Annotated in this window: 18 protein-coding genes; 15 read left to right on the forward strand and 3 right to left on the reverse strand. The window is 57.7% G+C overall.

Going from position 1 to position 26,847, the window contains the following annotated elements; all coding sequences use genetic code 11:
* Positions 1–400 precede the first annotated feature (400 nt).
* Both F568_RS0111515 and F568_RS22795 read left to right on the forward strand, forming a co-directional pair.
* The gene (locus F568_RS0111515) at positions 401–691 is read left to right on the forward strand and encodes a hypothetical protein (RefSeq protein ID WP_019018878.1); all 291 of its coding nucleotides are present in this window, start codon (positions 401–403) and stop codon (positions 689–691) included.
* A gap of 215 nt (positions 692–906) precedes the next feature.
* Positions 907–1,608: a helix-turn-helix domain-containing protein gene (locus F568_RS22795; RefSeq protein WP_019018879.1), complete on the forward strand. Its 702-nt coding sequence runs from the start codon at positions 907–909 to the stop codon at positions 1,606–1,608.
* A gap of 248 nt (positions 1,609–1,856) precedes the next feature.
* Here F568_RS22795 and F568_RS0111525 read toward each other — a convergent pair whose 3' ends face one another.
* Positions 1,857–4,430 carry a bifunctional diguanylate cyclase/phosphodiesterase gene (locus F568_RS0111525; RefSeq protein WP_019018880.1) on the reverse strand — a complete coding sequence of 858 codons (2,574 nt, stop codon included), beginning with the start codon at positions 4,428–4,430 and terminating at the stop codon, positions 1,857–1,859.
* Positions 4,431–5,040: 610 nt separating this feature from the next.
* Between F568_RS0111525 and F568_RS0111530 the strand changes: the two genes are divergently transcribed.
* The 13 genes from F568_RS0111530 to etfB all read left to right on the forward strand — a co-directional run bounded on the left by F568_RS0111530 (position 5,041) and on the right by etfB (position 24,066).
* Positions 5,041–7,002: a hybrid sensor histidine kinase/response regulator gene (locus F568_RS0111530; RefSeq protein ID WP_019018881.1), complete on the forward strand. Its 1,962-nt coding sequence runs from the start codon at positions 5,041–5,043 to the stop codon at positions 7,000–7,002.
* Positions 7,003–7,606: 604 nt separating this feature from the next.
* A complete protein-coding gene (locus F568_RS0111535) occupies positions 7,607–9,298 on the forward strand; it encodes a sodium:solute symporter family protein (protein WP_019018882.1) in 1,692 nt (563 codons plus the stop codon).
* Between the two features lie 58 nt (positions 9,299–9,356).
* On the forward strand, positions 9,357–9,488 hold the full coding sequence (locus F568_RS25420; RefSeq protein ID WP_019018883.1) for a putative transporter small subunit: 132 nt from the start codon (positions 9,357–9,359) through the stop codon (positions 9,486–9,488).
* Between the two features lie 361 nt (positions 9,489–9,849).
* On the forward strand, positions 9,850–10,110 hold the full coding sequence (locus F568_RS24985; RefSeq protein ID WP_156817427.1) for a hypothetical protein: 261 nt from the start codon (positions 9,850–9,852) through the stop codon (positions 10,108–10,110).
* Between the two features lie 828 nt (positions 10,111–10,938).
* Positions 10,939–12,696, forward strand: a complete 1,758-nt coding sequence (locus F568_RS22800; RefSeq protein WP_019018885.1) for a bifunctional diguanylate cyclase/phosphodiesterase — start codon at positions 10,939–10,941, stop codon at positions 12,694–12,696.
* 727 nt (positions 12,697–13,423) lie between these two features.
* Positions 13,424–14,263, forward strand: coding sequence for a cytochrome c oxidase subunit II (gene coxB / locus F568_RS22805; protein WP_156817428.1), 840 nt, complete (start codon positions 13,424–13,426; stop codon positions 14,261–14,263).
* Between the two features lie 527 nt (positions 14,264–14,790).
* The gene (gene gbdR / locus F568_RS0111570; protein ID WP_019018889.1) at positions 14,791–15,933 is read left to right on the forward strand and encodes a choline metabolism transcriptional regulator GbdR; all 1,143 of its coding nucleotides are present in this window, start codon (positions 14,791–14,793) and stop codon (positions 15,931–15,933) included.
* Between the two features lie 243 nt (positions 15,934–16,176).
* Entirely contained in the window at positions 16,177–17,154 is a 978-nt protein-coding gene (locus tag F568_RS0111575; RefSeq protein WP_019018890.1) for a dipeptidase, read from the forward strand.
* Positions 17,155–17,199: 45 nt separating this feature from the next.
* A complete protein-coding gene (locus F568_RS0111580; RefSeq protein ID WP_026300497.1) occupies positions 17,200–17,733 on the forward strand; it encodes a 4-vinyl reductase in 534 nt (177 codons plus the stop codon).
* Positions 17,734–17,744: 11 nt separating this feature from the next.
* A complete protein-coding gene (gene dgcA, locus F568_RS0111585) occupies positions 17,745–19,817 on the forward strand; it encodes a dimethylglycine demethylation protein DgcA (protein ID WP_019018892.1) in 2,073 nt (690 codons plus the stop codon).
* 175 nt (positions 19,818–19,992) lie between these two features.
* On the forward strand, positions 19,993–21,987 hold the full coding sequence (locus F568_RS0111590) for a (Fe-S)-binding protein (RefSeq protein ID WP_019018893.1): 1,995 nt from the start codon (positions 19,993–19,995) through the stop codon (positions 21,985–21,987).
* Complete coding sequence (gene etfA / locus F568_RS0111595) at positions 21,984–23,267, forward strand: electron transfer flavoprotein subunit alpha (protein WP_019018894.1); 1,284 nt, start codon at positions 21,984–21,986, stop codon at positions 23,265–23,267. Before F568_RS0111590 ends, etfA begins: the two co-directional genes overlap by 4 nt.
* Complete coding sequence (gene etfB, locus F568_RS0111600) at positions 23,257–24,066, forward strand: electron transfer flavoprotein subunit beta (RefSeq protein ID WP_019018895.1); 810 nt, start codon at positions 23,257–23,259, stop codon at positions 24,064–24,066. Before etfA ends, etfB begins: the two co-directional genes overlap by 11 nt.
* 46 nt (positions 24,067–24,112) lie before the next feature.
* Here the strand turns inward: etfB and F568_RS0111605 are convergent, their stop codons facing one another.
* Together F568_RS0111605 and F568_RS0111610 are read right to left on the reverse strand one after the other, a co-directional pair.
* Entirely contained in the window at positions 24,113–25,006 is an 894-nt protein-coding gene (locus F568_RS0111605; protein ID WP_019018896.1) for a DMT family transporter, read from the reverse strand.
* A 78-nt stretch (positions 25,007–25,084) separates the two neighbouring features.
* On the reverse strand, positions 25,085–26,827 hold the full coding sequence (locus tag F568_RS0111610) for a sodium:solute symporter family protein (RefSeq protein WP_019018897.1): 1,743 nt from the start codon (positions 26,825–26,827) through the stop codon (positions 25,085–25,087).
* Between the last annotated feature and the right edge of the window lie 20 nt (positions 26,828–26,847).

The raw sequence follows: 26,847 nt of genomic DNA on the forward strand, positions 1-26,847 counted from the left end.
CTTCCAAGCTGGCGGGTTGGATCACTCGTCACGGTAGTCTGCCACAAAAGGCTTACTTGTTAGCTTAACGCCACGCATGAACACCTGATACTAACCCAATCAATGATTGTGGCTCTGAAGCCTTCGTGGGCGGCCATGAATACGTTGAGCCTTTAGCAAGCTATATAATGTCATCTATGCTGCTCAGAAGTGGAAGGCGTTATGGCTGCGTATTGCAACTACGGGTTAACTATTTAACAGCGTATGTCCGACTTACTGCCATTAAATAAACTTTCAATTTAAACAACCGTTTTCATGAGAAAAATAAAAGTTCAAATAAACGAACTTTTAACGAAATTGTTATAATCCTTCTGTTACTTTGCGTACTGCAAAAACGAGAAAAGGCAGGAGGCCTTTTACAATGTTCAATCGTTCACGGAAAATCGCTTGTAGCCATTGCCACGGCGACAATTTCTGGAAGGGCGATCCCGCCCCTACCGATGAGTTGGCTTGTCGGTACTGCAACGCGTTCATCACGACCTACGACGACTACATCCATAATTTTATTCGTGTAGAAGCGGCGCGCATGCTGGCTCAGTTCATGGAGACGGATTCCGAGCGTGACCTGGCCATGCTCAAGCACGCCCTGTCACAGCAGCGTCCTCCCAGACCGCTACGCGTATCCAAGCCTTATCTGCCTGTCATTCGGTAGCGGCCTTGGGAGTGGCGAGGTTGGCACGGGTAAATTAATAGTGAGTGATAGGGTGTGATATCGCTCTTGGTGGCCCGTGTTTAGCTGAGTCAATCGTACTAGTGCGCTTGCTGAAAACTGGCTCAATGCCTGCCATTTATTGACCACGTGCTTTTTTAGCGAAAAAGACTGATGCGCAACATGTTAGACGTGGGCACCTGTAGGAATTGCCGTGCATGGAATTAGTACAAGTAAGAACATCCCCCCAATCTAGCCAATACCCAGTATCGGAGTTGAGCGGTTTTCCGGCATCCAATGCGCTCCGGAGTGTTTTCCGTGCCCTCCCGGTGCTTAGAAGAAAGCAAGTGCTTGTAAAGCAGGGGGAGCTCTTTCAAGGCTTATATATCGTGCACTGTGGCATGTTGAAGCAGAGCTACTGGGACAAGGAATGCGGTCATCAAATTACACACTTTTTTCTTCCCGGAGATGTGATCGGGCTGGATGCTATCGAAGGCAGGCGGTATCTGGGTAAAGTCACTGCGCTGGAGACCGTCAGTCTCGTACAGATCCCTTTCACGCGACTTGAGAAGTTTCCCGGCTTGCAAGAAGACCACCGGCAGTTACTATGCTACCTGAGCCGAACCATGCAGCGAGAGCTTACTCGCATGTGGCACATGATGAGCCAGCCATCCGATGTGCGCCTGGCCCGCTTCCTTCTGTCCATGTCTGCCGGGTTTCAGGCACAGGGATTTTCTCCTTACTGTTTCCGGCTGCCTATGACGCGGGGTGAAATTGCCAACTACTTATATATGGCGGACGAAACGATAAGCCGCCTCATCGGGCGTCTCCAGAAAATGAACGTCTTGTCAGTCCAAGGGCGTGAGTTTTGCATTCAAAATATGCACGGCTTGAACAGCATTGCCGAGACATCTCCCTGACAACCTGCATTTCTCGTTCGATATGTGCTTTGGGGCTATCCCCCATAAATCTGAGGCGTGTCATCGCTGCTTGATTGATCACGCCCCGCATCCTTGGCTTCGCATATGGTCTCTTCGGGATCCTTGTCAGAAGCCCTCCCGATGCCTGGAGCTTGCCTGCCAACGCCTGCCTATCGTTTTGGCGTGACTAGGCATTTCTGCATCTAAGCCATGTACGAGGTGCGCATAAGTGGCCTCTTGCCTACTGCTTATACGGCATGGGCTGTGCTGCCATGTAAAAATTGCTTCAAGGCTGGCATCGGCATCGGGCGGGCAAACAGATACCCTTGAAGGAGGTCGCATTTTCTCGTTCTCAAGTCCTCTCGCTGTGCCTCAGTCTCGACGCCTTCTGCCACAACCTGTAGACCCAGCGAATGCGCCATGGTGATCACGCCCTGGACTATCGCCGCATTGCGTGAGCCGTCGTCCGATTCCTGAAGGAAGCTCCGGTCGAGCTTGACCTTGCTGATCGGCAGGTCTCGCAAATAGCTCAGGCTGGAATAGCCGGTACCGAAGTCATCGATGGCAGTACCGATGCCCATACTGCGTAGCGTGTGCAGCGTGGCGATGGCCGCCTCGGTACGATTCACCAGCACGCCTTCGGTGAGTTCAATATCCAGCCTGCTCGCTGGCAAGCCGGTCTCTTCGAGGACGTGCCGCAGGCGGGCAAGAAAATCCTTACGATGGAACTGTAGCGGCGACACGTTGACCGCGACCCGGTACTGGGTACCCAACCGATCATTGATCGCCTTGATATCGCAGCAGGCCCGACGCAACACCCATTCCCCCAAGGGCATGATCTGCCCTGTTTCCTCAGCCAGGGAAGTGAATCGTGGAGGGGGAATATACCCCATGGAAGGGTGGTTCCAGCGGACCAGGGCTTCAAAGCCTTCGATTACGCCACTTTGCGCGTGTACCAGTGGCTGATAGTGCAGATCAAGCTCCCCGTTTTCCGATGCCACGGCCAGGTCGTTCCGCAGCGTGATCCGCTCATTGACCCTCTCCTTGATATGCGATTCGAAGGAATGAACTGCATCCCCTCCCTGCATCTTGGCCTGGTACATGGCCAGGTCCGCGTGTTGTATCAGATGAATCGGCAGGTCGAGCTCTGCCTGGCTGTTGGCAATGCCAATGCTTGCGGAGATATTCACCACATGCTGGCCCAAGTGATAGGGCTGGGCCAGCTCCTGCCGAGCCTGCTCGGCAATCATTCTGCCCTGCCCCTCAGTGTCCATCGAGGGAAGCAGCAGAACGAACTCATCGCCACCGAAGCGTGCCAGTGTATCGCCGGGCGATAGCAGCCCTTGAAGGCGCTGGGCAGCCTCGATCAGTAGGCGATCTCCAATCGAATGACCCAAGCTATCGTTGACTGACTTGAAATCGTCCAGGTCGATGAAGATCACTTCCAGCTTGCCCTGATGGCGCAGTGTAAGGCAGTAATCGTGCTCCAGATGTTGCTCGAGCAATGCCCGATTGGCTACGCCGGTCAACGGATCATGGGTGGCGTTATAGGCTAGCTGGGCCTCGTTCGCCTTCTGCTCCGTGACGTCATGATGAATGCCGATATAGTGAGTGACCCGGCCGGTGTCATCCGGAACTGGCGATATGAACATATCGTTCCAGAAAGTCGATCCGTCCTTGCGGTAATTAAGCAGAGTGACATGAACATCCCGCTGCTCGGCAATACCTTCGCGAAGCTGACTGACCGCCTGTGGATCGCTGTCCGGCCCCAAGAGGAATTGACAGTTCCTGCCTATTACCTCTTCCTGCGTATAGCCGGTCATGGTCAGAAATGGACGATTGACGTATTCCACCGGCATGTTTGGCCGCTGGGCATCGACAATGAGGATACCGTTGATGCTGGACTCTACGCTCCGCTGGAGTAGCCGTAGCCGGGTATCAGACGCCTTGTGCTGGGTGATATCTCGGGCGATGCCATATACCCCGACCACTTCCTCATCGACCACGATAGGCAGCTTGGTAACGGCGAAACAGCGAATGTCTCCCTTGGCATCGATAGCTCTCGCTTCGTAGTGTTGTGGCGTTCCCCGGCGAGCATGCATAAAGGCCTTATCCACGCTTGGCAGATCCTCTGCAATCACGAACTCGGCATAGTGACGGCCCCGGATTTCATCTTCGTTATACCCACTGATAAGGGCGGTGGCCGGGTTGGCGCTGGTGAAGGCTCCGTTAAGATCGAGGGAAAAAACCACGTCGGGGTGATGCGTGAACAGCGATCGGTAGCGTTGCCGGTTTTCACGCAAGGTCCGATGATCCTGACGACGCTCGACGGCCAGTGCGACGAGGCCGACAGCGCGTTTTATCTGCTCGATTTCGACTGGGCTGGGCGGGCCGGGGAACGGGTAGTAGATGGCAAAGGTGCCCAATAGATGATGCTGCCCCTTGGACAATACCGGATACGACCAGCAGGCGCGTAGTCCAGACGCCGACGCCAACGCCCGATAGCCCTCCCAGCATGTGTCCTGTTGAATATCCTCGGTTACGACGAGCTTTTGCCAATACGCAGCACGCCCGCAGCTACCTACCTCGGGACCGATGGGAATCGACTGCAGGCACTCCTTGAATGCCGTGGGCAAGTTTCCGGCGGCCAGGCTGAGGGTTTGCGTCTTGGTGTCGCACAGCATGATGCTACTGAGCGCTCCCGTGGACTGCTGTTCAATCATCTGGCAAATGCCGGCCAGGGTGTCCTCAAGGGGTGCATCCTGAGCAATCAGGTCTTGGATGGCCTGCTGCGCCTCCAATGCTTTCCATGTCGCCTTCATGCCTTCATCCTGATATTAGGTGTTATTTTTTAAGGTGGCTGGACGGAACACGGCTGGCAGGAACCACCCTCAACATGTCATCCACACCATGCGTTTAGCTTAGACCCAAGATCCCTGTTTTTGTAATATGCTGTAAATTTATGTGGCGAGACAAAGTGGCTGGGTTTTGGGGTAGTGAGCGACTACAAGACCCGCCGAGGCGACTGCAGCCGGCGGCTCAGCTTGCGGCCTGGTATACAATCCAGAAGATAGGATGGCGCATGGGCCGGGGGTAACGTACACATCCGTGCCAAGCGTCGGCTATACCTCGATAGAAGTGGCTGGTGTCACTCTGCAGCCAGCGACCGTGTAAGTTGGCGAGGTAGGCCGCAAGAATGCTATGGGCGATAAACGTGGATCAACTCATCGTTATCTTATTGCTGGGCACGAATCGCCTGGTAATTTAGCCTAGGCAGGCTGGACAGACATAAATATACAACTTACAGAAATATTAGCACGCCGCTTTGGCCTGCCTGTCTATTAGCGGAGCTGAGACGCTCTTGTTAAATGTCAAATTATTGAATCGTCTGTACAATTAATAAAAATTCTCCTCGAATTTGGATTTATGAATATGGATACCCCGGATCAGCTCCAGGCAGCCTCGGCATTTGAAGGGCGTTATCGCCTGCTTGTTGATGCAGTAAGTGACTACGCCATATTCATGCTCGACCCTGAGGGCCGGATTGCTAGTTGGAATTATGGCGCCCAGCGCACCAAGGGGTATCAAGAGGCAGAAATACTTGGGCAGCATTTTTCGGTATTTTATACCGAAGCAGACAAGCAAGCAGAGTTACCGAAGCGCGCGCTGGACACTGCCGCTTCTGAAGGGCGCTTCGAGAGCGAAGGCTGGAGAGTCCGCAAGGACGGGAGCCATTTCTGGGCTAACGTCGTGATTGATCCCATTTTGGCACCCTCGGGCGAACTCATAGGGTACGCCAAGGTGACCCGAGACCTCACTGAGCGTAAACAGGCCGAGGCGGCACTGGCGAGAAGCGAGCATCAGTTCAGGCTACTCGTGCAGGGGGTGACCGATTACGCAATTTATATGCTTGATCCCGAAGGTTTCGTGAGTAGCTGGAACCAAGGCGCCCAGCGCATCAAAGGCTACACGCCCGAGGAGATTATCGGGCAGCATTTCTCCCGCTTCTACACGGAGGAAGACCGGGCCAAGGGCGAGCCGGACCGGGGGCTTTCTATCGCTCGTGCTACAGGGCGCTTCGAGAGGGAGGGGTACCGCCAGCGCAAGGATGGCAGCCTATTCGTAGCCCACGTGGTTATTGATGCCATCCACAGTGATGACGGCACACTGCTCGGGTTCGCCAAGATTACTCGAGACATCACCAAGCCGAGAGAAACCCAAAAAGCGTTGGAGCAGGCGCGCGAAGCCCTATTCCAGTCTCAAAAAATGGAATCCCTCGGCCAGCTTACTGGTGGTATTGCCCACGACTTCAATAACCTGTTGATGGTTATATTGGGCAGCCTGAACATCGCCGCTCGCCACCTGCGTGACGATCCGAAGGCCACGCGCCTGTTGAAGAATGCCATCAAAGGCGCTCAGCGCGGCGTTTCGCTGACTCAGCGTATGTTGGCGTTCTCACGCAGCCAGGAGCTGCACCCCGAAGTGCTTGAGATCCCGGCGTTGGTACATGGCATGGCTGAGATGCTGCAGCGGGCATTGGGTCCACAAATACATATCGAGACCCGCTTTTCCATGTCGCTGAATCCCATCATGGCGGACCCCAATCAGCTGGAGCTGGCCCTGCTCAACCTGATGGTCAATGCGCGTGACGCCATGCCCAACGGGGGAGATATCATTCTCGCGGCGAATAACGAACTTGTCACATCAGAGAGTGCCATGGCCCTGAAGCCTGGCCAATATGTGCGTTTATCCGTGATTGATACGGGTGAGGGGATGGACGAAGAGACACTCTCAAAGGCCCGGGATCCCTTTTTTACGACTAAAGGGCCGGGAGAAGGTACTGGGCTAGGGCTATCCATGGCACATGGTATGGCAGAGCAGCTGGGAGGGCGTCTGCACCTAACAAGTTGCAAGGGCCAGGGTACTACCGCTGAACTCTGGCTTCCTATTAACAAACGTGAATTAAGCGAAAATCAGACCAATGACTTTACCCAGAATAGGCAGACAGAAGAGACCGAAAATAACGAGAAAAATGAGCGGATTGATTCTCTAAAAGTGCTGGTTGTCGATGATGATAGTCTGGTTCTGTTCAGCGTGACAGCAATGCTGGAGGATTTAGGGCATCGGGTTGTTAATGCAGAGAGTGCCAAAGAGGCATGTGAAATTCTTAAACAGGATAGCGCCGTTGATTTAGTAATCACCGATCATGCCATGCCTCAGATGACAGGAATGGAGCTGGCTGAATTACTGCATCGCGAGCGGCCAGAGCTTCCGCTCATCTTGGCATCGGGATATACCGATCAATTAACTTTGCCTGGCTACTTACCCAAGCTATCCAAGCCGTTCAGCCAGGAAGAGCTCAAAGACGCGCTTCATGAAGCGCTAGCAGGCTAAGCCTAGCCCGCTCCTGTTATCCAGCTGTGCCATAGGCTCAGCTGGATAACAGGAGCCTTTTCGACTGGCTGATACCTTGTTCACTGGGGCGGGAGACACACCGGCTCCAGACGGCTCCCGCAGTTTCTGGACATTAACTAACTGTATCCGTAGGATACATCGCTGTTGTACCCCATCTGTATACCAAGCCCAGCAACTCGGGCAACCTAGTCTCGCCCTGACGATGACAGGATCACCGGCGCTTTCGAACGTCCACTGACGCCATCGATAGAGAGGGAATCCATGTCGACATTCATCGCTGCCTGCAGCGACGCACCACCTGTTCTGTCCCGACCCAAAGTCTTCATTGCCTTGCGCAATAAAGGCGACCCTTAAGGGCACCCTGCCCGCTACCTCACGGTAAGCCTTCACCGCCCCACACCAGTGAGCGACGCCCAGTCGAGCCATACCCCAGTTCACGCCTTTGGTATTGCACTCGACAACATTGAGGCTGAGTTCCACGTGCCGGGTTCATTTCTGACCATCATTTTGATGGCCAGGCACTACTCTGTGCCGGTCGAATGCATGCTTGCGCTCGGCACACCGAATCACTGCGAGAAGTCACTTGAATACCAACGAACTCTATCAATTCTCGACCCTGACGGTCCTGTTATTGCTGTTCGCCTTCTATGGCGGTACCTACCTGCTGACGTTGAAGATACGCAAGAAAAAGGAAGGCACCGATGCCTTCATGGTATCCAACCACCGGGTCGGCTTCGGCATCGGCTCTGCCAGTATGACCGCTACCTGGATCTGGGCGGCCTCCTTCTACGCCGCTGCCACGTCCGGTTATACCTACGGGGTTTCTGGACCGCTGCACTATGGCTTTTGGGGAGCGCTGATGATTCTGTTCATCTACCCCTTCGGGCGTCGCTTTCGCAAGCTGGCTCCCAATGCGCATACCCTGGGCGAGTTGATTCATGCCCGCCACGGTTCGTCCAGTCAGCTGATACTCGCCTTCTCCAACGTGCTGGGCAGCATCATCAGCCTGATGGTCAACTTTACCGCCGCTGGCGCTCTGGTATCGGTACTGTCGCCGCTGTCCTTCCAGGTTGGGGTAATCATTGCGGGCCTTGGGGTATTGGGCTATACGCTATGGTCGGGCTTTCGCGCTTCTGTGCTTACCGACTTCGCCCAGCTGGTCGCGCTCATGGCCATCGCTATCGTGATCATTCCTGCTGTCCTGTTCGCCATGGGTGGGCCTAGCGAGCTGGTTGCCGGATTGGATAACCTGACCGCGGAGCAGGCCAACCTGTTCTCCATGGAGGCCATTCTTAACCAGGGCGCGCCCTTCTTCGTTGCGGTGCTGGCCTACGCCATTGGCAATCAGACCATCTCCCAGCGTCTATTTGCTGTCAATGAAGAGCACATCAAGCCGACCTTCATTACCGCAACCGTAGGCTACGGCGCTATCGTCATCGGATTGGGCATGATCGGCCTGATGGCCCTGACCCTCGGTGTCGAACCCCTGAATGGGGACATGAACAACCTGATCCCCCAGATGGTTTCCAGCTACCTGCCGCCCGTGTTCATTGCGCTGTTCTTTATCCTGGTCATCGGCTCGCTCTCCTCGACGGCCGATTCCGATCTCTCGGCGCTCTCCGCCATCATGATGGCGGATGTCTATGGCAAGAACCTCGCCAAGGGCAAGGCCGACCCGGCCCGTATGCTACTCATTGGTCGCTTGACCATGATCGTGGCGACCGTCGCCGGCATCGTGTTTGCCAGCTTCTCGCTGGATATCCTGGTGATGCTGGTATTCGTCGGTGCGTTATGGGGGGCCATCGTATTCCCCGTCATCGCCAGTTGCTTCTGGAGCCGAGTCACCAACTCCGCTTTCACCACGTCAGTGATTGTCGCCATGCTCCTTTTCTGCGTCGCACGCTTCGAGCTGATAACAATGACCGGTGCGGCGGGCCTTATCTTCGAGCTGCTCGCCAGCCTCGGTGGTGGCGTCATCATCGGCCTGATGGCCTTTGGCTTCCTGGGCCGTACCGTAGGGGCTGTTGCCGGCACGCTCGCGTTCATAGCCATGCTGATCCTGGCGACAGGATTCCTGCGTGACTATACCGTGCTGCTCGCCTCACTGACCGCTTACGGTGCCAGCACGCTGGTCTGTACCGTCATGAGCCTGCTCAGCAAGGAGCGCTTCGACTTCGACACGATCAAGGAAAAGGTCGGTGACTACGATCATCCTCAGGATCAAACCGCCACTACGGAAAGCGTCATTCCCGGTGGCGTGGCATCCCAACAATGACCCGGCGGGGATTGAATGCACGACAGTGCCCGGCCGAGCAACGAAATAGGAGATTCTCATGCAGACCTTGATCTTTGGTAGCTACGTACTGATCTGGCCCGTCCTGACCCTGGGCGTGCTGGCTCTGATCTGCCGCGCCGTGTTGCGCGATATGCGAGTGGCAAGAGCAGAGAAGCGAGACCTGGTATAAGTGGCGGCGCTTTCACAAGCAGCCTGAGCCGCTAGTAGAAGCAACGCGCCGCCGCCCGAAAGGGAGCGGCGCTTTGCTTCCCAGCGTGTAGGGCTTGCCTGTCTGCTGATGCCTTTAGGTGAGCCTGTGCAGAGTAATCGCTGAAATATCGGATAACGATAGCTTAACAAGCGGACATGTTGGGGCGTACTGGTTATAGGTGTTTCATGCAGCAACGATATTTATAGGAGAAATAAACACATCCATAATGATGGGCTTGGCCAAACTTTTATAGAATCGGTTTTTTTCTAGTTGACTAGGTGTTGCAAGTGATTATGGTAAACATGCAATAGCTTTCCTGGGCTAGTTAAGAAACCAATCCATGGCTTTATTTCTCGTTTGTTACGAACTCCATGAGTTGCAAGAATACACGGAGTTTTACGATGCGCTTGAATCCTACCCGCATTGCTGGGCTTTGGAAGGATGCTGCCTTATCGCAACGAATAAAAATGCTTATATAGTCTATCTAGAGCTGGCACCACTTGTAGGAAGTGGCGATTCGCTGTTTGTCTGCAGTTTAGGAGGACAGTGGTTTGGCGCCGGCTACCAGTGTATAGATGTTCTCAACGAAAAGGGGCAATGACACGCATGCCTGCGAGCCCTCACGCGAAAGTGGCTGTCCAATTAGGTCCTCATACTTTTTCAGGGAACCCGCCATGGTTTCACGTCGCTGGGGCTAATAAATAAGGGCATTTTTTTCTAACTATCCTACCTTCTGCGCTATTCCTTTTTTATCATTAGCGTTGGTGCATGGAGGCACGGTGTCTACATCGCCAAACAGATATATTGGAGAGTAGCGATGTTTGAAAAATATGAAGTGGTTTCTTGGGTGAGCGAAGATTCCGTTGAAAGGCCGCCCGCCCAAGGTGGCAAGGAGGTTTTCCTTATCCGCGACAAGGCCTTGGACTCTTTTCTCCCGGGAAGATTTGAATCATTGTCTGAGGCTAGGGATTGTTGTTACCAGCTAAATAATGACCGCCCCTAGCCCAATCATGTAGCGCCCGTCCGATATGCGGTCGGGCTTTAATTTCATGAAGATAAGTAGGAAGGGCGGTTCTTGCTGTCCCTACGCGTTTAACGCTGCCATGTCGTGGTTACCTCCAACAAAGACCGCTTTCATTCACAAGCAGCCCAGGCGCGATGTGCCGCGGGTTGCCAAAGTCTATTCCGACGAAATGCCAAGGCCGGTCGCGCCCTTGAAGCGCTGGCTGGCCCGCCCGGCAGGAAAGCTTGGGTTGCATCTAATTTAGATTCATCAAATATAAATATATCTTGAATAAACTCCGCTAGAAGAAAAAAGTTCGCTCTGCGCTAAAGTTTTAACCCCTCTTGCCGATATCGATTGAGGGAGCGACCGTCTTTCGTTCGCGAGACAAGCTGATGCCCAAACCACGAGGTCGGAGTTAACCGAATGGTCGTTAACGAAATTGACTTTTTCAGACGGGTTGAGCGGGACATAATATTCGCTTTTCAGCCTATCGTCAGCATGCATAGTGGCCGTTGCTACGCCGTCGAGGCGTTGATGCGAAACTGGGATGCTCTCGGCTTTCGTTCCATTGGGGCACTGCTCGATTTTGCTCATCAGCATCGCATACTCGCCGAAACGGACCTGACGCTGAGAAAGATAGCCCTTCGTCAGTTTCACCGCTTGCCACACCATTCGGGCTTACGTCTCTTCTTCAATCTCGATAATCGCCTTCTTGCCAGCCCCTCCTATAACCCGCAACACACCCTGACTTTATTGAAAGAGTTTCAACTTCCACCCTCTGCCCTGGTGCTGGAAGTCTCGGAGCGAAACCAGGTCGAAAGAGGAGCGGGTGCGCGCTCCATCTTGCAGACTTATCAGGATTCGACACTACAGATTGCAATCGATGACTTTGGTACCGGCTATGCGGGACTTTCCCTGCTTTATGACATGTCACCCGACTACTTGAAGATCGACCGGTACTTCATCGCCGATATCGATAAGGACCCAAAGAAGAAGATTTTCGTTTCTCATGTAGTTAGCCTGGCGAAGACGCTGGGAATCAAGGTAATTGCTGAAGGCGTAGAGACCGCAAAGGAATTCTATATTTGCCGCGAGATAGGCTGCGATCTGGCCCAAGGGTATCTAATCCAGCATCCTGAACGTGATATGGCCGCCTTGAAAGTCACTTATGAGTTGGTAGCCGATCTTGTCAACCAGGACCGCAGAGCGGTGAGGCTGGATTGGCAGATGCTTCAGCGCGATCTGGATCCCGCCCCCGTATTGAGGATGGGAATGCCTATGGTTGACGTGCTGGAAGCCTTCCGATGCCACGCAAAACGCAGCTATTTTCCCTTGCTCAATAATAATTACGAACCGTTAGGCATCGTTCACGAGAACGAGCTGAAAGGCTACATTTTCTCGCCTTACGGTCGTGCCTTGCTGGTTAGGAAGACCATCGACGATTGTTTGAAAGAGTTCCGGCGCCGCTGCGCCGTTACCGAAATAACGACTCCTATAGAAACGGTACTGGAGCAATATACTGCCAACCAGAATCGAGAGGGCATTATTGTGACGCAGGAAGGGCGCTACGTCGGCGTGCTGAGCGCCGATGCGATGTTGCGGGTCATGCAGGACCGCAACCTGCAGCAGGCGCGCGACCAAAGCCCGTTGACCCGACTACCGGGCAACACCGCTATCGAGCAATTCATTGCCAAGGGACTGCAGCCCAATGCCGAATTCATGTCACTGGTGTATTTCGACCTGGATAACTTCAAGGCATTCAATGACAACTATGGCTTCCGTAGGGGGGATCGCGTATTGCAGTTCTGCGCCGACCTGATGAAACGTCATTTCGGACAGGACAGCCGGTTTCTGGGCCATATTGGTGGAGATGACTTTTTTATGGGGCTGTATAACGTCGAATATACGGAGCTGTATCAGCAGTTGGCATTTTTCAGGCGCGTCTTCTGCAGCGATGTGGCCGGATTCTACGATGATAAGGATAGAAGCGCTGGGGGGCTGGAAGGCATCAGTCGAGAGGGTAAAAAGTGCTGGTTTCCTTTACTGTCACTCAGCATCGCTAGCGTTAACGTGGTACCGCATTCTACGTTGCGTGCCGACCACGCCTTATCGGTACTGATTGCCGATCTCAAGCATGAGGCTAAAGCGGGCGGAGGCATCTGTGCAGCCACGCTGCTCTAGGGCATCCAGTCAGTGTGCACGTATGCTTATGCCAGAGCAGGTGTATCTTTGGCTAAGTATATCGATGAGCGCGGAAAGCCCGGCAGGAGAGAGCGGACCGGGCTAGTGCAAGAAACCTGGTAATCCCTTTCGCCGACAACCTATGATCTCTGGTTCTTTTGACTTCGACCGTTCAGGTCCTGACAGCACGCCTGGGCTGCAGTTAAAGAGTCGAACCCGTCAGGTAGGCGGTCATGGGTCTCCATATCCTTGATACACCACCAGGTTGCGTAAGATTGCTGGGCCAAAAGTTCCTCATCTTGCAACTCCGGCGGTTTAACGCCTTTTACGACTTTGTACTTGGTATACATAACTTATCCTGTGGATGGCTTGCGCTTGACATGATTCAGTAATTTTTATCACTGATATTAATAATGTAGATCCAGTACCTTCGAGTTTTGTTTTTTTGGGTCTTTTTATTTTTATTTATGTTTGAACATGAAACCTTAAGTACGCAGGGGCTGTGCCGGCTTTCGATAGGCATGGCCGCCCCGGCGCGGCTGGCCATGACCTACCTTGGCCCCGTAAGGAGTGGCTTCCTGAAATGGCCAAATACTGCGCGCTGGCTGGATATCGGCATCTGACATAGATTGATAATTAGCACTTTATTCTGCCCAGACTTACAGAGTCAGCGGACTCCATCCATCAATAAGAAAAAATGCACTCCGGTAGCGAGCACGGCTCGACCATGGAATCGACGAAGGCTTCCGCAAGGATGTGGGTTCTGCTTTCACTGACTGTGCTGCCTGTACTCGCGGCGTGCAGTGGCCCCCAATCGGCTCTGCAGCCAGCCGGTGTCGACGCCGAGCTGATCGCCCAATTATTCTGGTGGATGAGTGCGGCCGCCATCCTGATCTGGATGCTGGTGATCGGCTTCGCCGTTTATGCCACCTACATCAACCTTGGATCCCATGATAGCCGAGCGGCTCGCTGGTTGATCATCGGTGGTGGCGCTATCTTCCCTCCTGTCGTGCTGGGGGCCTTGCTGGTCTTCGGCCTGCCACTCCTTCCCTCGTTGAGCGCCCCGGCAGAGAACGGGCTGCAAATCGCTGTCTCCGGTGAGCGCTGGTGGTGGCGGGTGCAGTATCCAACGTCATCGGGCGGCACCGTGGAGCTAGCCAACGAAGTACGCCTACCGGTAGGGGAACGGGTCGGATTCAGTCTTACCAGTCCCGATGTCATCCACTCATTCTGGATTCCCTCCCTGGGTGGCAAGGTTGACATGATTCCAGGACGCACCACCCGGCTGACACTCGAGCCAACCGAGGTGGGCGTTTATCGCGGCGCCTGTGCCGAATTTTGCGGGACTTCCCATGCGCTGATGAACTTCCAAGTCGTCGTGATGGAGCCGGAGGCATTCACCGCCTGGCTCGAGCAGCAAGCGGCCCCTGCCCAACCGCCCCAGAGCACGATCGCCAGGCAGGGGCAGGAGGCGTTTCTGGCAAATGGTTGCAGTGCCTGCCATACCATCCGCGGCACGCCGGCATCATGCAGCCGATTGCCACGGTCCGCGCTCTGGGCCGAATAATCCTTACTACCCTGAGCTTGCCGGCCAGTACGCCGATTACCTCGCGCTCCAGCTGTCCCTGTTCAAGTCGGAAAAGCGTGGCGGCACAGCCTATGTGCGAATCATGCACAGCGCGGCCAAAGGCCTGGATGAATCGCAGATGCGCAGCTTGGCGCTGTATTACGCTTCTCTCGGACAAGAACCGGGAAATACGCCGAGCGCCGTCCCGCCCAACAGCGGACAGCAGCAGAGGGAACAACAGGAGGGTCACCGGTAAGCGAAGCCACCTTTCCTTGCCATGTCCATGAGCAAGGCGGGCAGCCACCCAGGCTATTGGGCGCCTACGACGCTCAACGTCCTGTTTGCGACACTCAAGGCCTTGCAATAAAGCATAACCCCGTCAGTACTCACTATATTCGTGTCAATATGCGACATTGAGTAGAGCCTACCTAAGCCTTACGAGACTTGAGGATTCACAGGCAAACAACAACAGGACACAAGCGGCACCTGTCAAAAGACAAAAGCAACAAGTGGTGGAGATCACGACAATGACATCAGATCAGGCAACAGGCTCGGCAGCGTCGGCCAGCCGTTCAGGGGCGCCTCAGACCCTGGGTTTTCTATTATTGGATAACTTTACGCTGATTTCTCTCGCCTCGGCGATAGAGCCGTTGCGTATGGCCAACCAGTTGGCAGGTCGTGAGCTGTATCGCTGGTATACCCTGACCCAGGATGGCTCGCCGGTACGTGCCAGCGATGGTCTTCAGGTAACGCCGGATGCCTCCATCACTATCCCGCTATCGCTGGACTGGGTTGTCGTTTGCGGGGGGGTAGGCCCGCGGAATAGCGTCAGTCGTGAGCACATTCACTGGCTCCAGTCACAGTCACGTCAGTTGCGTCGGTTGGGTGCGGTATGCACGGGAAGCTGGGCCTTGGCCAAGGCAGGGCTCCTCGACCATTACGAGACCAGTATCCATTGGGAGTGTCTGGCATCCATGCAGGAAGCCTTTCCCAAGGTTGCTCTGTCCACGCGGCTGTTTTCCATCGATCGCGACCGATTCACGGCGTCTGGAGGAACGGCACCTCTGGACATGATGTTGAACCTGATCAGCCGCGACCATGGTCGTGAGCTCGCGGCGGGCATCTCCGAAATGTTCATCTACGAGCGTGTCCGCAATGAGCAGGATCAACAGCGAGTGCCGCTCAAGCACGTGCTGGGGACGACCCAGCCCAAGTTGTTGGAAATCGTCGCGTTGATGGAGTCCAACCTCGAAGAGCCGATCGAACTCGATGAATTGGCCAGGTACGTCAACGTCTCGCGGCGCCAATTGGAGCGCCTGTTCCAGAAGTACCTGCATTGCTCACCGTCGCGCTATTACCTCAAGTTGCGCCTGGTGCGGGCGCGCCAGTTGCTGAAGCAGACCTCCCTATCGATCATCGAAGTCGCCTCGGTGTGCGGCTTCGTCTCGACGCCCCATTTCTCGAAGTGCTATCGCGAGTATTTCGGCGTACCGCCACGGGATGAGCGCTCCGGTGTCCAAGGCCGACAAGGGCGTGATGGGAGCTCTCCGTATACGACCAAATCATGGGCGACCGAGCCTCCTGCTAATGAACCTGTCTCCAGTGCCTTGCTGGCGCTTTCCCATGCGCAGGGTGAGCCTACCTTTGCCAGCGTACCGCTGTTGAATTGACGCTCGCCAAGGCGGTTTCCCGCTAGCCTGCATTTTTGTTACGCGAGCTGCCCGAGCCTAGGGGCAGCTCCGTTTTCTCGCCGCGCCGCTTCCTGTCGTCATGCAGGACTCCGCAGTGTTCTCCAGGGACGTCGTGTTCGCGAAACAATGACGTTTTTGGAATTTTCGTCGTCGCTTCCAAGAGTCGGCCAATGTCTAGGCAGGGCTATGCTCCCCGCATAAGTCACCGCTTGGAGCGTAGCCATGACCCCTGCCGAACTGCACGACGATGCCATCGTCATCGATGGACTGATCATCGCCAAATGGAACCGTGAGCTACTTGAGGACATGCGCCGGGGCGGCCTGACCGCGGCCAATTGCACCGTGTCGGTGTGGGAAGGCTTCCAGGCCACGGTCGACAATATCGTTGCCTCCAACAAGCTGATGGCCGAGTGCAGCGACCTGGTACGCCCGGTGCGTACCACGGCGGATATCACCCGGGCCAAGGAGGAAGGCAAGACCGGCATCATCTACGGCTTTCAGAATGCCCATGCCTTCGAAGATCAGATCGGCTACGTCGAGGTTTTCAAGCAGCTCGGCGTCGGCATCGTGCAGATGTGCTACAACACCCAGAACCTCGTCGGTACCGGCTGCTACGAACGTGACGGCGGTCTGTCCGGTTTCGGGCGTGAAATCGTCGCTGAGATGAATCGCGTCGGCATCATGTGCGACCTCTCCCATGTCGGTGCCAAGACGTCCGAAGAGGTCATCCTCGAATCGAAAAAGCCAGTCTGCTACTCGCATTGCCTGCCCTCCGGGCTCAAGGAACACCCGCGTAACAAGTCCGACGAAGAACTCAAGTTCATTGCCGATCACGGCGGCTTCGTGGGTGTGACCATGTTCGCGCCATTTCTCAAGAAAGGCATCGACTCGACTGTCGACGATTACTGCGAAGCGATCGAGTACGTGATGAACATCGTCGGTGAAGATGCCATCGGCATCGGCACCGATTTCACCCAAGGCCATGGCCAGGACTTCTTCGAGTGGCTGACCCACGACAAGGGATACGCCCGCCGTCTGACTAACTTCGGCAAGATCGTCAACCCGCTGGGTATCCGCACCATCGGCGAGTTCCCCAACCTGACCGAGGCGCTGCTGAAGCGCGGCCTCTCCGAGACCCAGGTTCGCAAGATCATGGGCGAGAACTGGGTACGCATTTTAAAAGAGGTATGGGGCGCCTGAGCCGAATCGCTTTTACAAGAACAACCGTTTCAGAGGTAAAACACCGTGACCAAGATGGCCCCCGAACTGCCTATTGAAGTGGACTCGGACACCGGCGTGTGGACCACCGACGCACTGCCGATGCTCTACGTGCCGCGTCACTTCTTCATCAACAATCACATCGCCGTGGAAGAGGCGCTGGGTGCCGAAAAGTACGCCGAGATCCTTTATCACGCCGGCTACAAGAGTGCCTGGCACTGGTGCGAGAAGGAGGCTGAGCTGCACGGTCTGACCGGCGTGGCGGTGTTCGAACACTACATGACGCGCCTGTCGCAGCGAGGCTGGGGCCGGTTCATTACCGAGCAGATCGACCTGGAGGCAGGGACGGCGCGGGTGCGCCTGGAGCATAGTGCCTTCGTCTATCAGCTTGGCAAGGTCGATAGAAAGGTCGAATACATGTTCACCGGCTGGTTCGCGGGCGCCATGGATCAGATCCTCAGCGCCCGGGGAAGCGAGTTGCGTACCGTCGCCGAGCAGGTGCAGAGCGCCGCCGAGGAGGGCCACGATCACGGCCTGTTTGTTGTCACGCCTGCGAACTGAGGATTGTCGAGATGGCATTTGAGGCACTGTTTCAGCCGATCCAGATCGGCAACCAGACCATCCGCAACCGCGTGGTCAGTACCGCCCACGCAGAGGTCTACGCTACCGACGGCGGTATGACGACCGACCGCTACGTCAAGTATTACGAGGAAAAGGCCAAGGGCGGCTGTGGCCTGTGCATCTGTGGCGGCTCGTCGATCGTGTCCATCGACAGTCCGCAGGCCTGGTGGAGCTCGGTTAACCTGTCCACGGATCGCATCATTCCGCATTTCCAGAACCTTGCCGATGCGGTGCACAAGCACGGCGGCAAGATCATGATTCAGATCACCCACATGGGCCGCCGCTCACGCTGGGATGGCTTCCATTGGTCGACCCTGTTGTCGCCGTCGGGCATTCGTGAACCGGTGCATCGCTCGACCTGCAAGACCATCGAGGAAGAGGATATCTGGCGCATCATTGGCGACTTCGCCCAGGCAGCGCGGCGCGCCAAGGAAGGTGGCCTGGATGGCGTCGAGCTGTCTGCCGTGCACCAGCACCTGATTGACCAGTTCTGGAGCCCACGCGTCAACAAGCGCTCCGATGAATGGGGCGGCAACTTTGAAAACCGCATGCGTTTCGGCATGGAGGTGCTCAAGGCGGTGCGCGCCGAGGTCGGTGACGATTTCGTGGTCGGCATGCGTATCACAGGCGATGAATTCCACCCCGACGGCCTGACCCATGACGACATGAAGCAGATCGCTGCTTACTACGACGCGACAGGCATGGTCGATTTCTTCGGCGTGGTCGGCTCGGGCTGCGATACCCACAATACGCTGGCCAACGTGATTCCCAACATGTCCTATCCGCCGGAGCCCTTCCTGCATCTGGCGGCAGGAATAAAGGAAGTGGTCAGCGTGCCGGTGATCCATGCCCAGAACATCAAGGACCCCAACCAGGCGCAGCGCATCCTCGAGGGGGGCTACGTCGACCTGGTGGGCATGACCCGTGCCCATATCGCCGATCCGCACTTCATCGCCAAGATCAAGATGGGGCAGGTCGATCAGATCAAGCAGTGCGTGGGCGCCAATTACTGCATCGACCGCCAGTATCAGGGGCTCGACGTACTGTGCATTCAGAACGCCGCGACCTCGCGCGAGTACATGGGCGTTCCGCACATCATCGAGAAGAGTGAGGGCCCCAAGCGCAAGGTGGTGGTGGTCGGCGGCGGCCCCGGCGGCATGGAGGCGGCCCGCGTCAGCGCCGAGCGCGGCCACGACGTCACCCTGTTCGAAGCGGCTGAGCAACTCGGCGGCCAGATCGCCCTGGCGGCGAAGGCGCCGCAGCGCGACCAGATTGCTGGCATTACCCGCTGGTATCAGCTGGAGCTGGCGCGTCTCGGCGTTGATCAACGCCTGGGCACTCGTGCCGACGAGGCCACGATCGCCGACCTGCGTCCGGATATTGTGATACTGGCAACCGGCGGGCAGCCGTTCCTGTCGCAGGTGCCCGAGTGGGGGTACGCCGAGTCGCGTGACGAGAGCCTGGTGGTCAGCACCTGGGACATTCTCAGTGGCGCGGTGGCGCCGGGCAAGAATGTGCTGATTTACGACACCATCTGCGAGTTCGCCGGCGTATCGGCGGCCGATTACCTGGCGGACAAGGGTGCCAAGGTCGAGATCGTGACCGACGATATCAAGCCCGGCGCCGCAGTCGGGGGCACCACGTTCCCGACCTATTACCGCAGCCTCTACGAGAAGGAGGTGATCATGACCTCCGACCTGGCGCTTCATAAGGTATATCGCGAGGGCGACTCGCTGGTGGCGGTATTGGAGAACGAATACACCGGCGCCCAGGAAGAGCGCGTTGTCGACCAGATCGTCGTCGAGAATGGCGTGCGCCCCGACGAGTCGCTGTATTACGCCCTCAAGGGACAGTCCCGCAACAAGGGGCAGACCGACATCGAGGCGCTGTACGCGATCCAGCCGCAGCCATGCCTGTCCGAGAGTGGCGAAGGTTACCTGCTGTTCCGGTTGGGCGACTGCACGGCGCCGCGCAATACGCACGCCGCAATCTATGACGCGCTTCGGTTATGCAAAGACTTCTGACTGAGCGATAGCTGCAACGATGAGGGGCGCCGGGGGCAGGCCGCAGCGAGGGTCATTTGCCAAGGATGGCAAATGTAGCGCCCAGAGATGGGTTCATAGCGCCCTCGCAGAGGCCTGCCGCCGGGACAGCCCCGATGCCAAAGCCAACGGTTGCTCCTGAGACGAGGTGAGCATCATGCTCGACACCCTCCTGCCGATACTTTTCTTTTCTGCCCTGGCATTGGCGGCGATCGGTGCCGTACGCCGCGTTCGCTTGTGGCGTCAGGGGCGGCCCTCGCCGGTCCCGCTCATCCGGGGCCTGGCCGCGATGCCACGGCGCTACCTGGTCGATCTGCACCATGTCGTCGCACGCGACAAGGCGATGTCCAACACCCACGTCGCCACGGCCGGTGGCTTCGTGCTGGCGGCCTTGCTGGCTATCGCCGTGCATGGCCTGGGGCTGGACAGTACGATACTGGCCTGGGCATTACTTGCCGCCACGACCTGCATGTTCGTCGGTAGCCTGTTCGTCGCCAAGCGGCGCCGCAATCCGCCGCCACGCTTGTCCAGGGGCCCATGGATGCGGTTGCCCAAGAGCCTGATCGCTTTTTCGCTGGGCGTGTTCCTGGTCACACTGCCGACGGCCGGCGTGCTGCCGGAAGACTTCGGAAATTGGTTTCTGGCCTTGGTACTGGCCGGCGTGGTGGCCTGGGGGCTGGGCGAGCTGTTCTTCGGCATGACCTGGGGCGGGCCGATGAAGCATGCCTTCGCCGGCGCCCTGCACCTGGCCTTTCATCGCCGCCCCGAACGTTTTTCGGACAAACATGGTGGCGAAGGGCGTTCCACGGGGCTCAAGGCGCTGCGTCTGGAAGATCCCGCGACGAAGTTAGGCGTCGAGAAACCGGCCGATTTCACCTGGAATCAGTTGCTTGGCTTCGATGCCTGCGTACAGTGCGGACGCTGCGAGGCGGCGTGTCCGGCCTTCGCTGCCGGGCAGCCCCTCAACCCCAAGAAGCTGATCCAGGACATGGTCGTCGGCATGGCTGGCGGCAGCGATGCCCGCTATGCGGGCTCTCCCTATCCGGGCAAGCCGGTAGGTGAGCACGCCGGCGAACCGCACGGGCCGATCGTGGCGCGACAGGGTACGGCGCTGGTCGATGCCGAGACGCTGTGGTCATGCACGACTTGCCGTGCCTGTGTCGAAGAGTGTCCGATGATGATCGAGCACGTCGACGCCATCGTGGACATGCGCCGGTTCCTGACGCTCGAGCACGGCAATACCCCCAACAAGGGCGCCGAGGTGCTCGATAACCTGATTGCTACCGATAACCCCGGCGGCTTCGATCCCGGCTCGCGCATGCACTGGGCAGCGGATCTCGACCTGCCGCTGATGGCCGACAAGCACGAAGCCGAGGTGCTCTTATGGTTGGGCGACGGTGTCTTCGACATGCGCAACCAGAGAACGCTGCGTGCGCTGGTGTCGGTACTGCATGCCGCCAAGGTCGACTTCGCCGTGCTGGGCAACGAGGAGCGCGACAGCGGTGACGTGGCGCGCCGCCTGGGCGACGAGGCGACTTTCCAGTCCTTGGCCAGGCGCAACATCGCCACCCTGGAGCAGTATCGCTTCGAACGCATCGTTACCTGCGATCCGCACAGCTTCCATGTACTCAAGAACGAGTACGGAGAATTGGGCGGTCATTATGAAGTGTTCCATCACAGTACCTATTTCAACCACCTGTTAGTGAACGGAAAACTGTCCCTGAGGGCATGGAAGGGCGGTACCGTGACCTATCATGATCCGTGTTATCTGGGGCGCTACAACGGCGAGTACGAAGCGCCGCGCGATGTTCTCAAGGCGCTCGGGATCGAGGTCGAGGAAATGGCTCGCTCGGGCTACCGCTCACGCTGCTGCGGCGGCGGCGGCGGGGCGCCCATTACCGATATTCCCGGCAAGCAGCGTATTCCCGATATGCGCATGAATGACGTGCGCGAGACCGGCGCCGAGCTGGTCGCCGTGGGCTGCCCGCAATGCACCGCCATGCTCGAAGGCGTGGTCGAACCCAGGGCCGAGATCAAGGACATTGCCGAACTGGTCGCCGATGCGTTGATCGTCGATGCCACGGCGGAAAGCGCATCACGGGATGAGGCGGCTGAAAAGACACGCCGCGCCGCGGAAGAGGTGACGCTATGAACGATATTGTCCGTCGTGATCCGCGCAAGGAATGGATTGCCCGCAATCGCCTGCATCCCGAGCATCTCGAGGTGCTCGCGGAAATGGGCGGTGGCGATTTGCACAGCGAATGGATAGGCCCCAGTGGGCTGACGCGCCGCAATCCGCATGCCGTGGGCTTCATTGGTCCCAACGGTATCAAGCGCATCGATCGCAGTGGCGCGCAACAGGCCGCGACCCAGCCCGGCAGCCGCCAGGCGCAGCCCAAGGACACGCGCCGCCGTGTCGAGATCGAGACGCCAGCGTTTTTGGTCGCCGTGGTGCCTGTCCTCCCGGGGGGGCGGTTGTCGTCGCACGATCGCGATCTGCTGGGGCTGGCGCGCCAGTTGGCCGATGCCGATCCCGAACGGCCAGGGGCGGTGCTGGCAATTGTTTTCGGAGCGCACAAGGAAACCGTCTTCGACGAGGCCGGCGTGGACCGCTTGCTGGAGCTGCAGGGAGACGCCTTCTCCGGCTATCTGCCCGAAACGCGTATCGCCGCTCTGCAAAGTGTCGAACGCGAGCTGGCGCCGCGCCACTGGCTACTGCCCGACTCCCCGCTCGGCGGGGGCGAACTGGGCCGACGACTGGCCGTGCGGCTGGGTGAGCGTCCGGCGACCCAGGTCTGGCAGATCGAAGCGGATGCCGCCAGCGAGACCGGATGGCGCTGTACGGCACGCGGTGCCGCAGGCACGAGCGATATTATACGTCACCTGCCGCGCGTGGTGCTGGCACTGGCGGAGTGCGCCGAACCGGTCAGCGAGACGCGCCATGCCGCCCAGCCGGTTGAACTGGCCCAGGCGCTGCCTGACGTGCTGGGACGCATCGAGGACATGGGCGAGGTCGCCGTCGATCCGGCCAGTGTGTCGCTGTCCGAGGCGGAATTCATTCTATCGGCCGGTAACGGCGTCAAGGATTGGGATGGCTTTCACCACGCCGCCCAGGTCCTCGGCGCGACCGAAGGCGCGTCGCGTGTCGCGGTCGATGACGGTTTCATGCCGCGGGATCGGCAGGTCGGTGCCACCGGCACCTGGGTTTCCGCGCGGGTCTACGTGGCGGTGGGTATCTCCGGCGCCATACAGCACCTTCAGGGCATTCAGAGCTGCGACAAGGTCGTGGCCATCAACCTTGATGAAGGGTGCGACATGGCCAAGCGCGCCGACCTTTCCGTGATCGGCGATGCCGGTGAGATTCTCGCCGCGCTGGTTACCCGTATCGAGCGTTATCGAGAACAACAGCAGGAGAATCGCGATGCCGCATAACGCCAAGTCGTCGAGTCATGCCGGGCTCAACGTTGCCGTTCTGGTGTCGGTGGGGCGCCATCCGTTGACCGCACGTGCGCGGCGCGCCGATCAGGATGCCCGGGCGGTGGAAATGGCACTGTCCATGAGTGACGCCGCCGTGCACCTTATCCATGCGGGTGGCAATGGGTCCGACAATGAGGAGGCCCTGCGCGGCTATCTCGGCATGGGCATCGGCGAGGTCAACCTGATCAAGCAGTCGTCGGGAGCCGATGTCGTCCCGGCATTGATCAATGCACTGCGAGACACGGCGCCGCAACTGGTACTCACCGGTACGCGTGCCGAGACGGGAGAGGGCTCGGGCCTGGTGCCGTATTTATTGGCCGAGGCATTGGGTTGGCCGGTGATCAATGGCCTGGCCCAGGTAGAAAGCATCGAGCAAGGCGTGGCTACGGTGCTGCAGGCGTTGCCGCGAGGAAAGCGCCGTCGCCTGCGGGTGCGGCTGCCGGCCGTTGCGACGGTGGATAGCAGTGCGCCGGCTGCACGTCAGAGCGCGTTCGGCCCGGCGCGACGCGGTGAGCTCGCGGCTCGCGCCTGTGCCAGTGTGCCCGATGAACTGCAGGCACAGTGGCAAGTCCAGCCAGCCCGCAAGCGGCCCAAGCGGCTCAAGATCATCAAGTCGGCCTCGGCCCGCGATCGTTTCAAGGCGGCAGCGGCCAAGGCCGATAGCGGCAGCGGACAACTGCTTAGCGATGTATCGCCTGAGCAGGGTGCCGAAGCGATCTTTGCACTGCTCAAGGAGGAAGGCGTACTGCGCTGACGTCGATAGACTGGCTAAGCAAAGAATGATGGTGCCCCGCCGTGGTTCAGGTGGGGCTTTTTGTTAGAACACTGTCTGTGGGTGCGGTTTTGCCTTCGCTGCGCAATCCAAGCCAGGCATGAACCAGTAGCGCCATGATGATCACGGCACCTCCGAGCAGGCTCGCTGCCGTGGGTGACTCTCCCAAAAGCCACCAGACCCAGAGCGTGCCAAGCACGGTCTCGACGAGGTAAAACAGCGCCACCTCGGCCGAGGGAAGATAGCGAGTCGCGTTGTTGATGAGTACGGTCGCCAGCGGCATCTGCAGCAACCCCATGAGGGCCAGCACACCGTAGCTGTGCCCGCTGAGTGTCAGGGGGCTGGCCATGGGCAAGGCAACCACCGCTGCCAGGATGCCGCCTCCGGCAATGAGCGGTATGCGATCGATCGTGGGGTAGCGGCGCAGCAAGGTCAGGTTGCCGCCCACGGCGGCGGCAGCTGCCAGGGCATAAATGTTACCTGCAAGCATGCCGCCGGTCTCCGAGCCCATGAATACCAGCAGCATGCCGACCATGCAGGCAGCAATCGCCAGCACGGTGCGATACGGCACTCGCTCACGCAGGAACAGACGGGAGAACAGGGCGGCAAACAACGGTGCCGAACTCAGGATCACGACGACGTTGGCTACGCTGGCGTGCATGATGGCAAGCACGAAAAGACTGGAAATCAACCCGAGAAGCACGGCGGATGCCAGCGAGGCTTCAGGATGGCTGCGTAGCGTGGCCAGCCGGCCTCCAAGGCAGCTCAGCAGTCCGAGTGCACAGAACATGAATATGCCGCGCCAGAATACGATCGTCCAGCCTTCCGTGCCGGCAAGCCGTATCAGCAGGCCATCGAAGCTGAGGAAGACGATACCTGTGAAAACCATGGCGAGACCACGCCGGTAGGGACGCATTGGCATTGCATGGCTCCTGGTCGGCTGAAAAAGCCACCGCGAGCAATAGGCTAGCGGTGGCAAGTAAATCACTGGCGGGAACAATCAGTACTTGGCAACACGCATTCCTTGCGTTTTCAGTTTCCTCGGGCGAACAACCCAATACCCCACGGCGCCGGCAATGAGTAACATCCCCCCACACCCGATGGCCAATACGTAGGCACCCAAGGTGGTCCCGTAGGGAATAGCGAAGCGCCCGGCGAGTTCGTCCAGAGTGACTGCATACTGGCGCCAAAGAAATAACCCCACGGCGATTCCGGCCAGCATGGTACACACTGCCACCCAGCGCGTGCCGGAAACCCACTTGGCCTCCAGACTCGTGTCGCGCTCATGCAGGAAAGCCCGATAATCCCTCTCGGCCTGGCTGACGTGAGTCAATCGTGAGGCTATCAAGATGGCTACCAGCGCCGCGAGCGTACTGAGCACCACCGGGTGCAGATAGACCGGCAAGCTGACCCATTCGGCCTGAACCATCAGTGACAGACCTAAGTTGCTCAAAAAGCCTATCGCCAGGCCCCAGCCCGCCCCAGCCGCGGTAATCCGCCGACTCCAGATACTCATTAGGGCTACCGGGCCCCAGGAGGAAGCGAACAACGTTGCTGCGAACCATACGACAGACATCACCGCTGGCGGCTGGAACAGGGCAAGCCCCAAGGCAATCAGGCCCGCAGCAAGCACGGCGATGCGGCTGGTCCGCATGGCCGATGCCTCGTTCAGTGAGGGTGGAAGAATGTCGTTGGAGAGGCTGAAGCCGATGATTGACAGGAAGGTCGAGCAGGACGAGAGCCCGGCGGCGAAAACGCCTGTAAGGATGATTACCCCGAGCCATGTCGGCAATATATTAAGCGCAACCCACACCATGGCGCGTTCGGGGTCGAGTAGATCGTTGTAGAGGTTTATGGCTGCGCCGGTCATCATCATCAGTGCGTAGAATATGGCCAGCGCCACTGCGGTGAGCATAGCCGAACGCATGACGACATGTTCGTTGCGTGCCATCAGGTAGCGACTGGACTGCCACGGGCTGGCTGCCAGTACTGCGGCCCATACCAAGCCTAGTGTCAGGCCCCAGGTCAGCGCTTCGCCGGGGGTGGAAAAGCTGGCTTCCTGGCCATCAATGACGCCGTGCCAAAGTGCAATGCCGGGCTTATCCTGCTGGCTCAGTAGCCCCTCAATGACCCCATGCCAGCCGCCTAAGTCCTGCAGGATATACAGCGAGCCACCCAGGGCCGCCAGCGAGAAAATCACGAACATCACCGTGTCGGTCAGCATGACGCCCGGTGAGCCTGAATAAAGGATGAATCCGGTATAGGTGAGCCATACCAGCACCAGGCCGACCCAATACGGCATCCCTGTCAGCTCGGCGAACATGATGCCCGCCCCCTGCATGACACCTAACAAGTAGGCGCCGAGACCGAGGATCGTAGTCAGGCCGGCGATGATCTGGACACGCCGGGAAGCAAAGCGCTTACCGAAATACTCAGGAACCGTTCTTGCACCGCTGCGCCGCAAGTACCGTCCGAAGGCCAGCGCTCCCAGCAAACACCCCGAGGTGCTGACAGCGGCAAAGATCAACATTACAAAGGGATAGCCTTGATAGGCGAAACCGGTTTCGCCGAGAAAGGCGCTGGTACTTAAATAGCTTGCGACCAGGGTACCCAAGATAAAAAAGGTCGGCGCATTGCGGCCGGCAACCAGGTAGTCATCAAGATGCTTGACCCGGCGTCCAGCCAGATGACCGATGAGAAAGTAACCGACCAAGCTGAATAATATTGCGATTGTGTAGATCATGGAGGCAGCCGTGGAGTTGT

The sequence above is a fragment of the Modicisalibacter luteus DSM 23508 genome, assembly GCF_000378505.1.
GTDB classification, from domain to species: Bacteria; Pseudomonadota; Gammaproteobacteria; order Pseudomonadales; family Halomonadaceae; genus Modicisalibacter; species Modicisalibacter luteus.

Coding starts and splice junctions, on each gene's coding strand:
- F568_RS0111515 (WP_019018878.1), top strand. CDS start 401: ATGTTCAATCGTTCACGGAAAATCGCTTGTAGCCATTGCCACGGCGAC.
- F568_RS22795 (WP_019018879.1), top strand. CDS start 907: ATGGAATTAGTACAAGTAAGAACATCCCCCCAATCTAGCCAATACCCA.
- F568_RS0111525 (WP_019018880.1), bottom strand. CDS start 4,430: ATGAAGGCGACATGGAAAGCATTGGAGGCGCAGCAGGCCATCCAAGAC.
- F568_RS0111530 (WP_019018881.1), top strand. CDS start 5,041: ATGGATACCCCGGATCAGCTCCAGGCAGCCTCGGCATTTGAAGGGCGT.
- F568_RS25420 (WP_019018883.1), top strand. CDS start 9,357: ATGCAGACCTTGATCTTTGGTAGCTACGTACTGATCTGGCCCGTCCTG.
- F568_RS24985 (WP_156817427.1), top strand. CDS start 9,850: ATGGCTTTATTTCTCGTTTGTTACGAACTCCATGAGTTGCAAGAATAC.
- F568_RS22800 (WP_019018885.1), top strand. CDS start 10,939: ATGGTCGTTAACGAAATTGACTTTTTCAGACGGGTTGAGCGGGACATA.
- coxB (WP_156817428.1), top strand. CDS start 13,424: ATGGAATCGACGAAGGCTTCCGCAAGGATGTGGGTTCTGCTTTCACTG.
- gbdR (WP_019018889.1), top strand. CDS start 14,791: ATGACATCAGATCAGGCAACAGGCTCGGCAGCGTCGGCCAGCCGTTCA.
- F568_RS0111575 (WP_019018890.1), top strand. CDS start 16,177: ATGACCCCTGCCGAACTGCACGACGATGCCATCGTCATCGATGGACTG.
- dgcA (WP_019018892.1), top strand. CDS start 17,745: ATGGCATTTGAGGCACTGTTTCAGCCGATCCAGATCGGCAACCAGACC.
- F568_RS0111590 (WP_019018893.1), top strand. CDS start 19,993: ATGCTCGACACCCTCCTGCCGATACTTTTCTTTTCTGCCCTGGCATTG.
- etfA (WP_019018894.1), top strand. CDS start 21,984: ATGAACGATATTGTCCGTCGTGATCCGCGCAAGGAATGGATTGCCCGC.
- etfB (WP_019018895.1), top strand. CDS start 23,257: ATGCCGCATAACGCCAAGTCGTCGAGTCATGCCGGGCTCAACGTTGCC.
- F568_RS0111605 (WP_019018896.1), bottom strand. CDS start 25,006: ATGCCAATGCGTCCCTACCGGCGTGGTCTCGCCATGGTTTTCACAGGT.
- F568_RS0111610 (WP_019018897.1), bottom strand. CDS start 26,827: ATGATCTACACAATCGCAATATTATTCAGCTTGGTCGGTTACTTTCTC.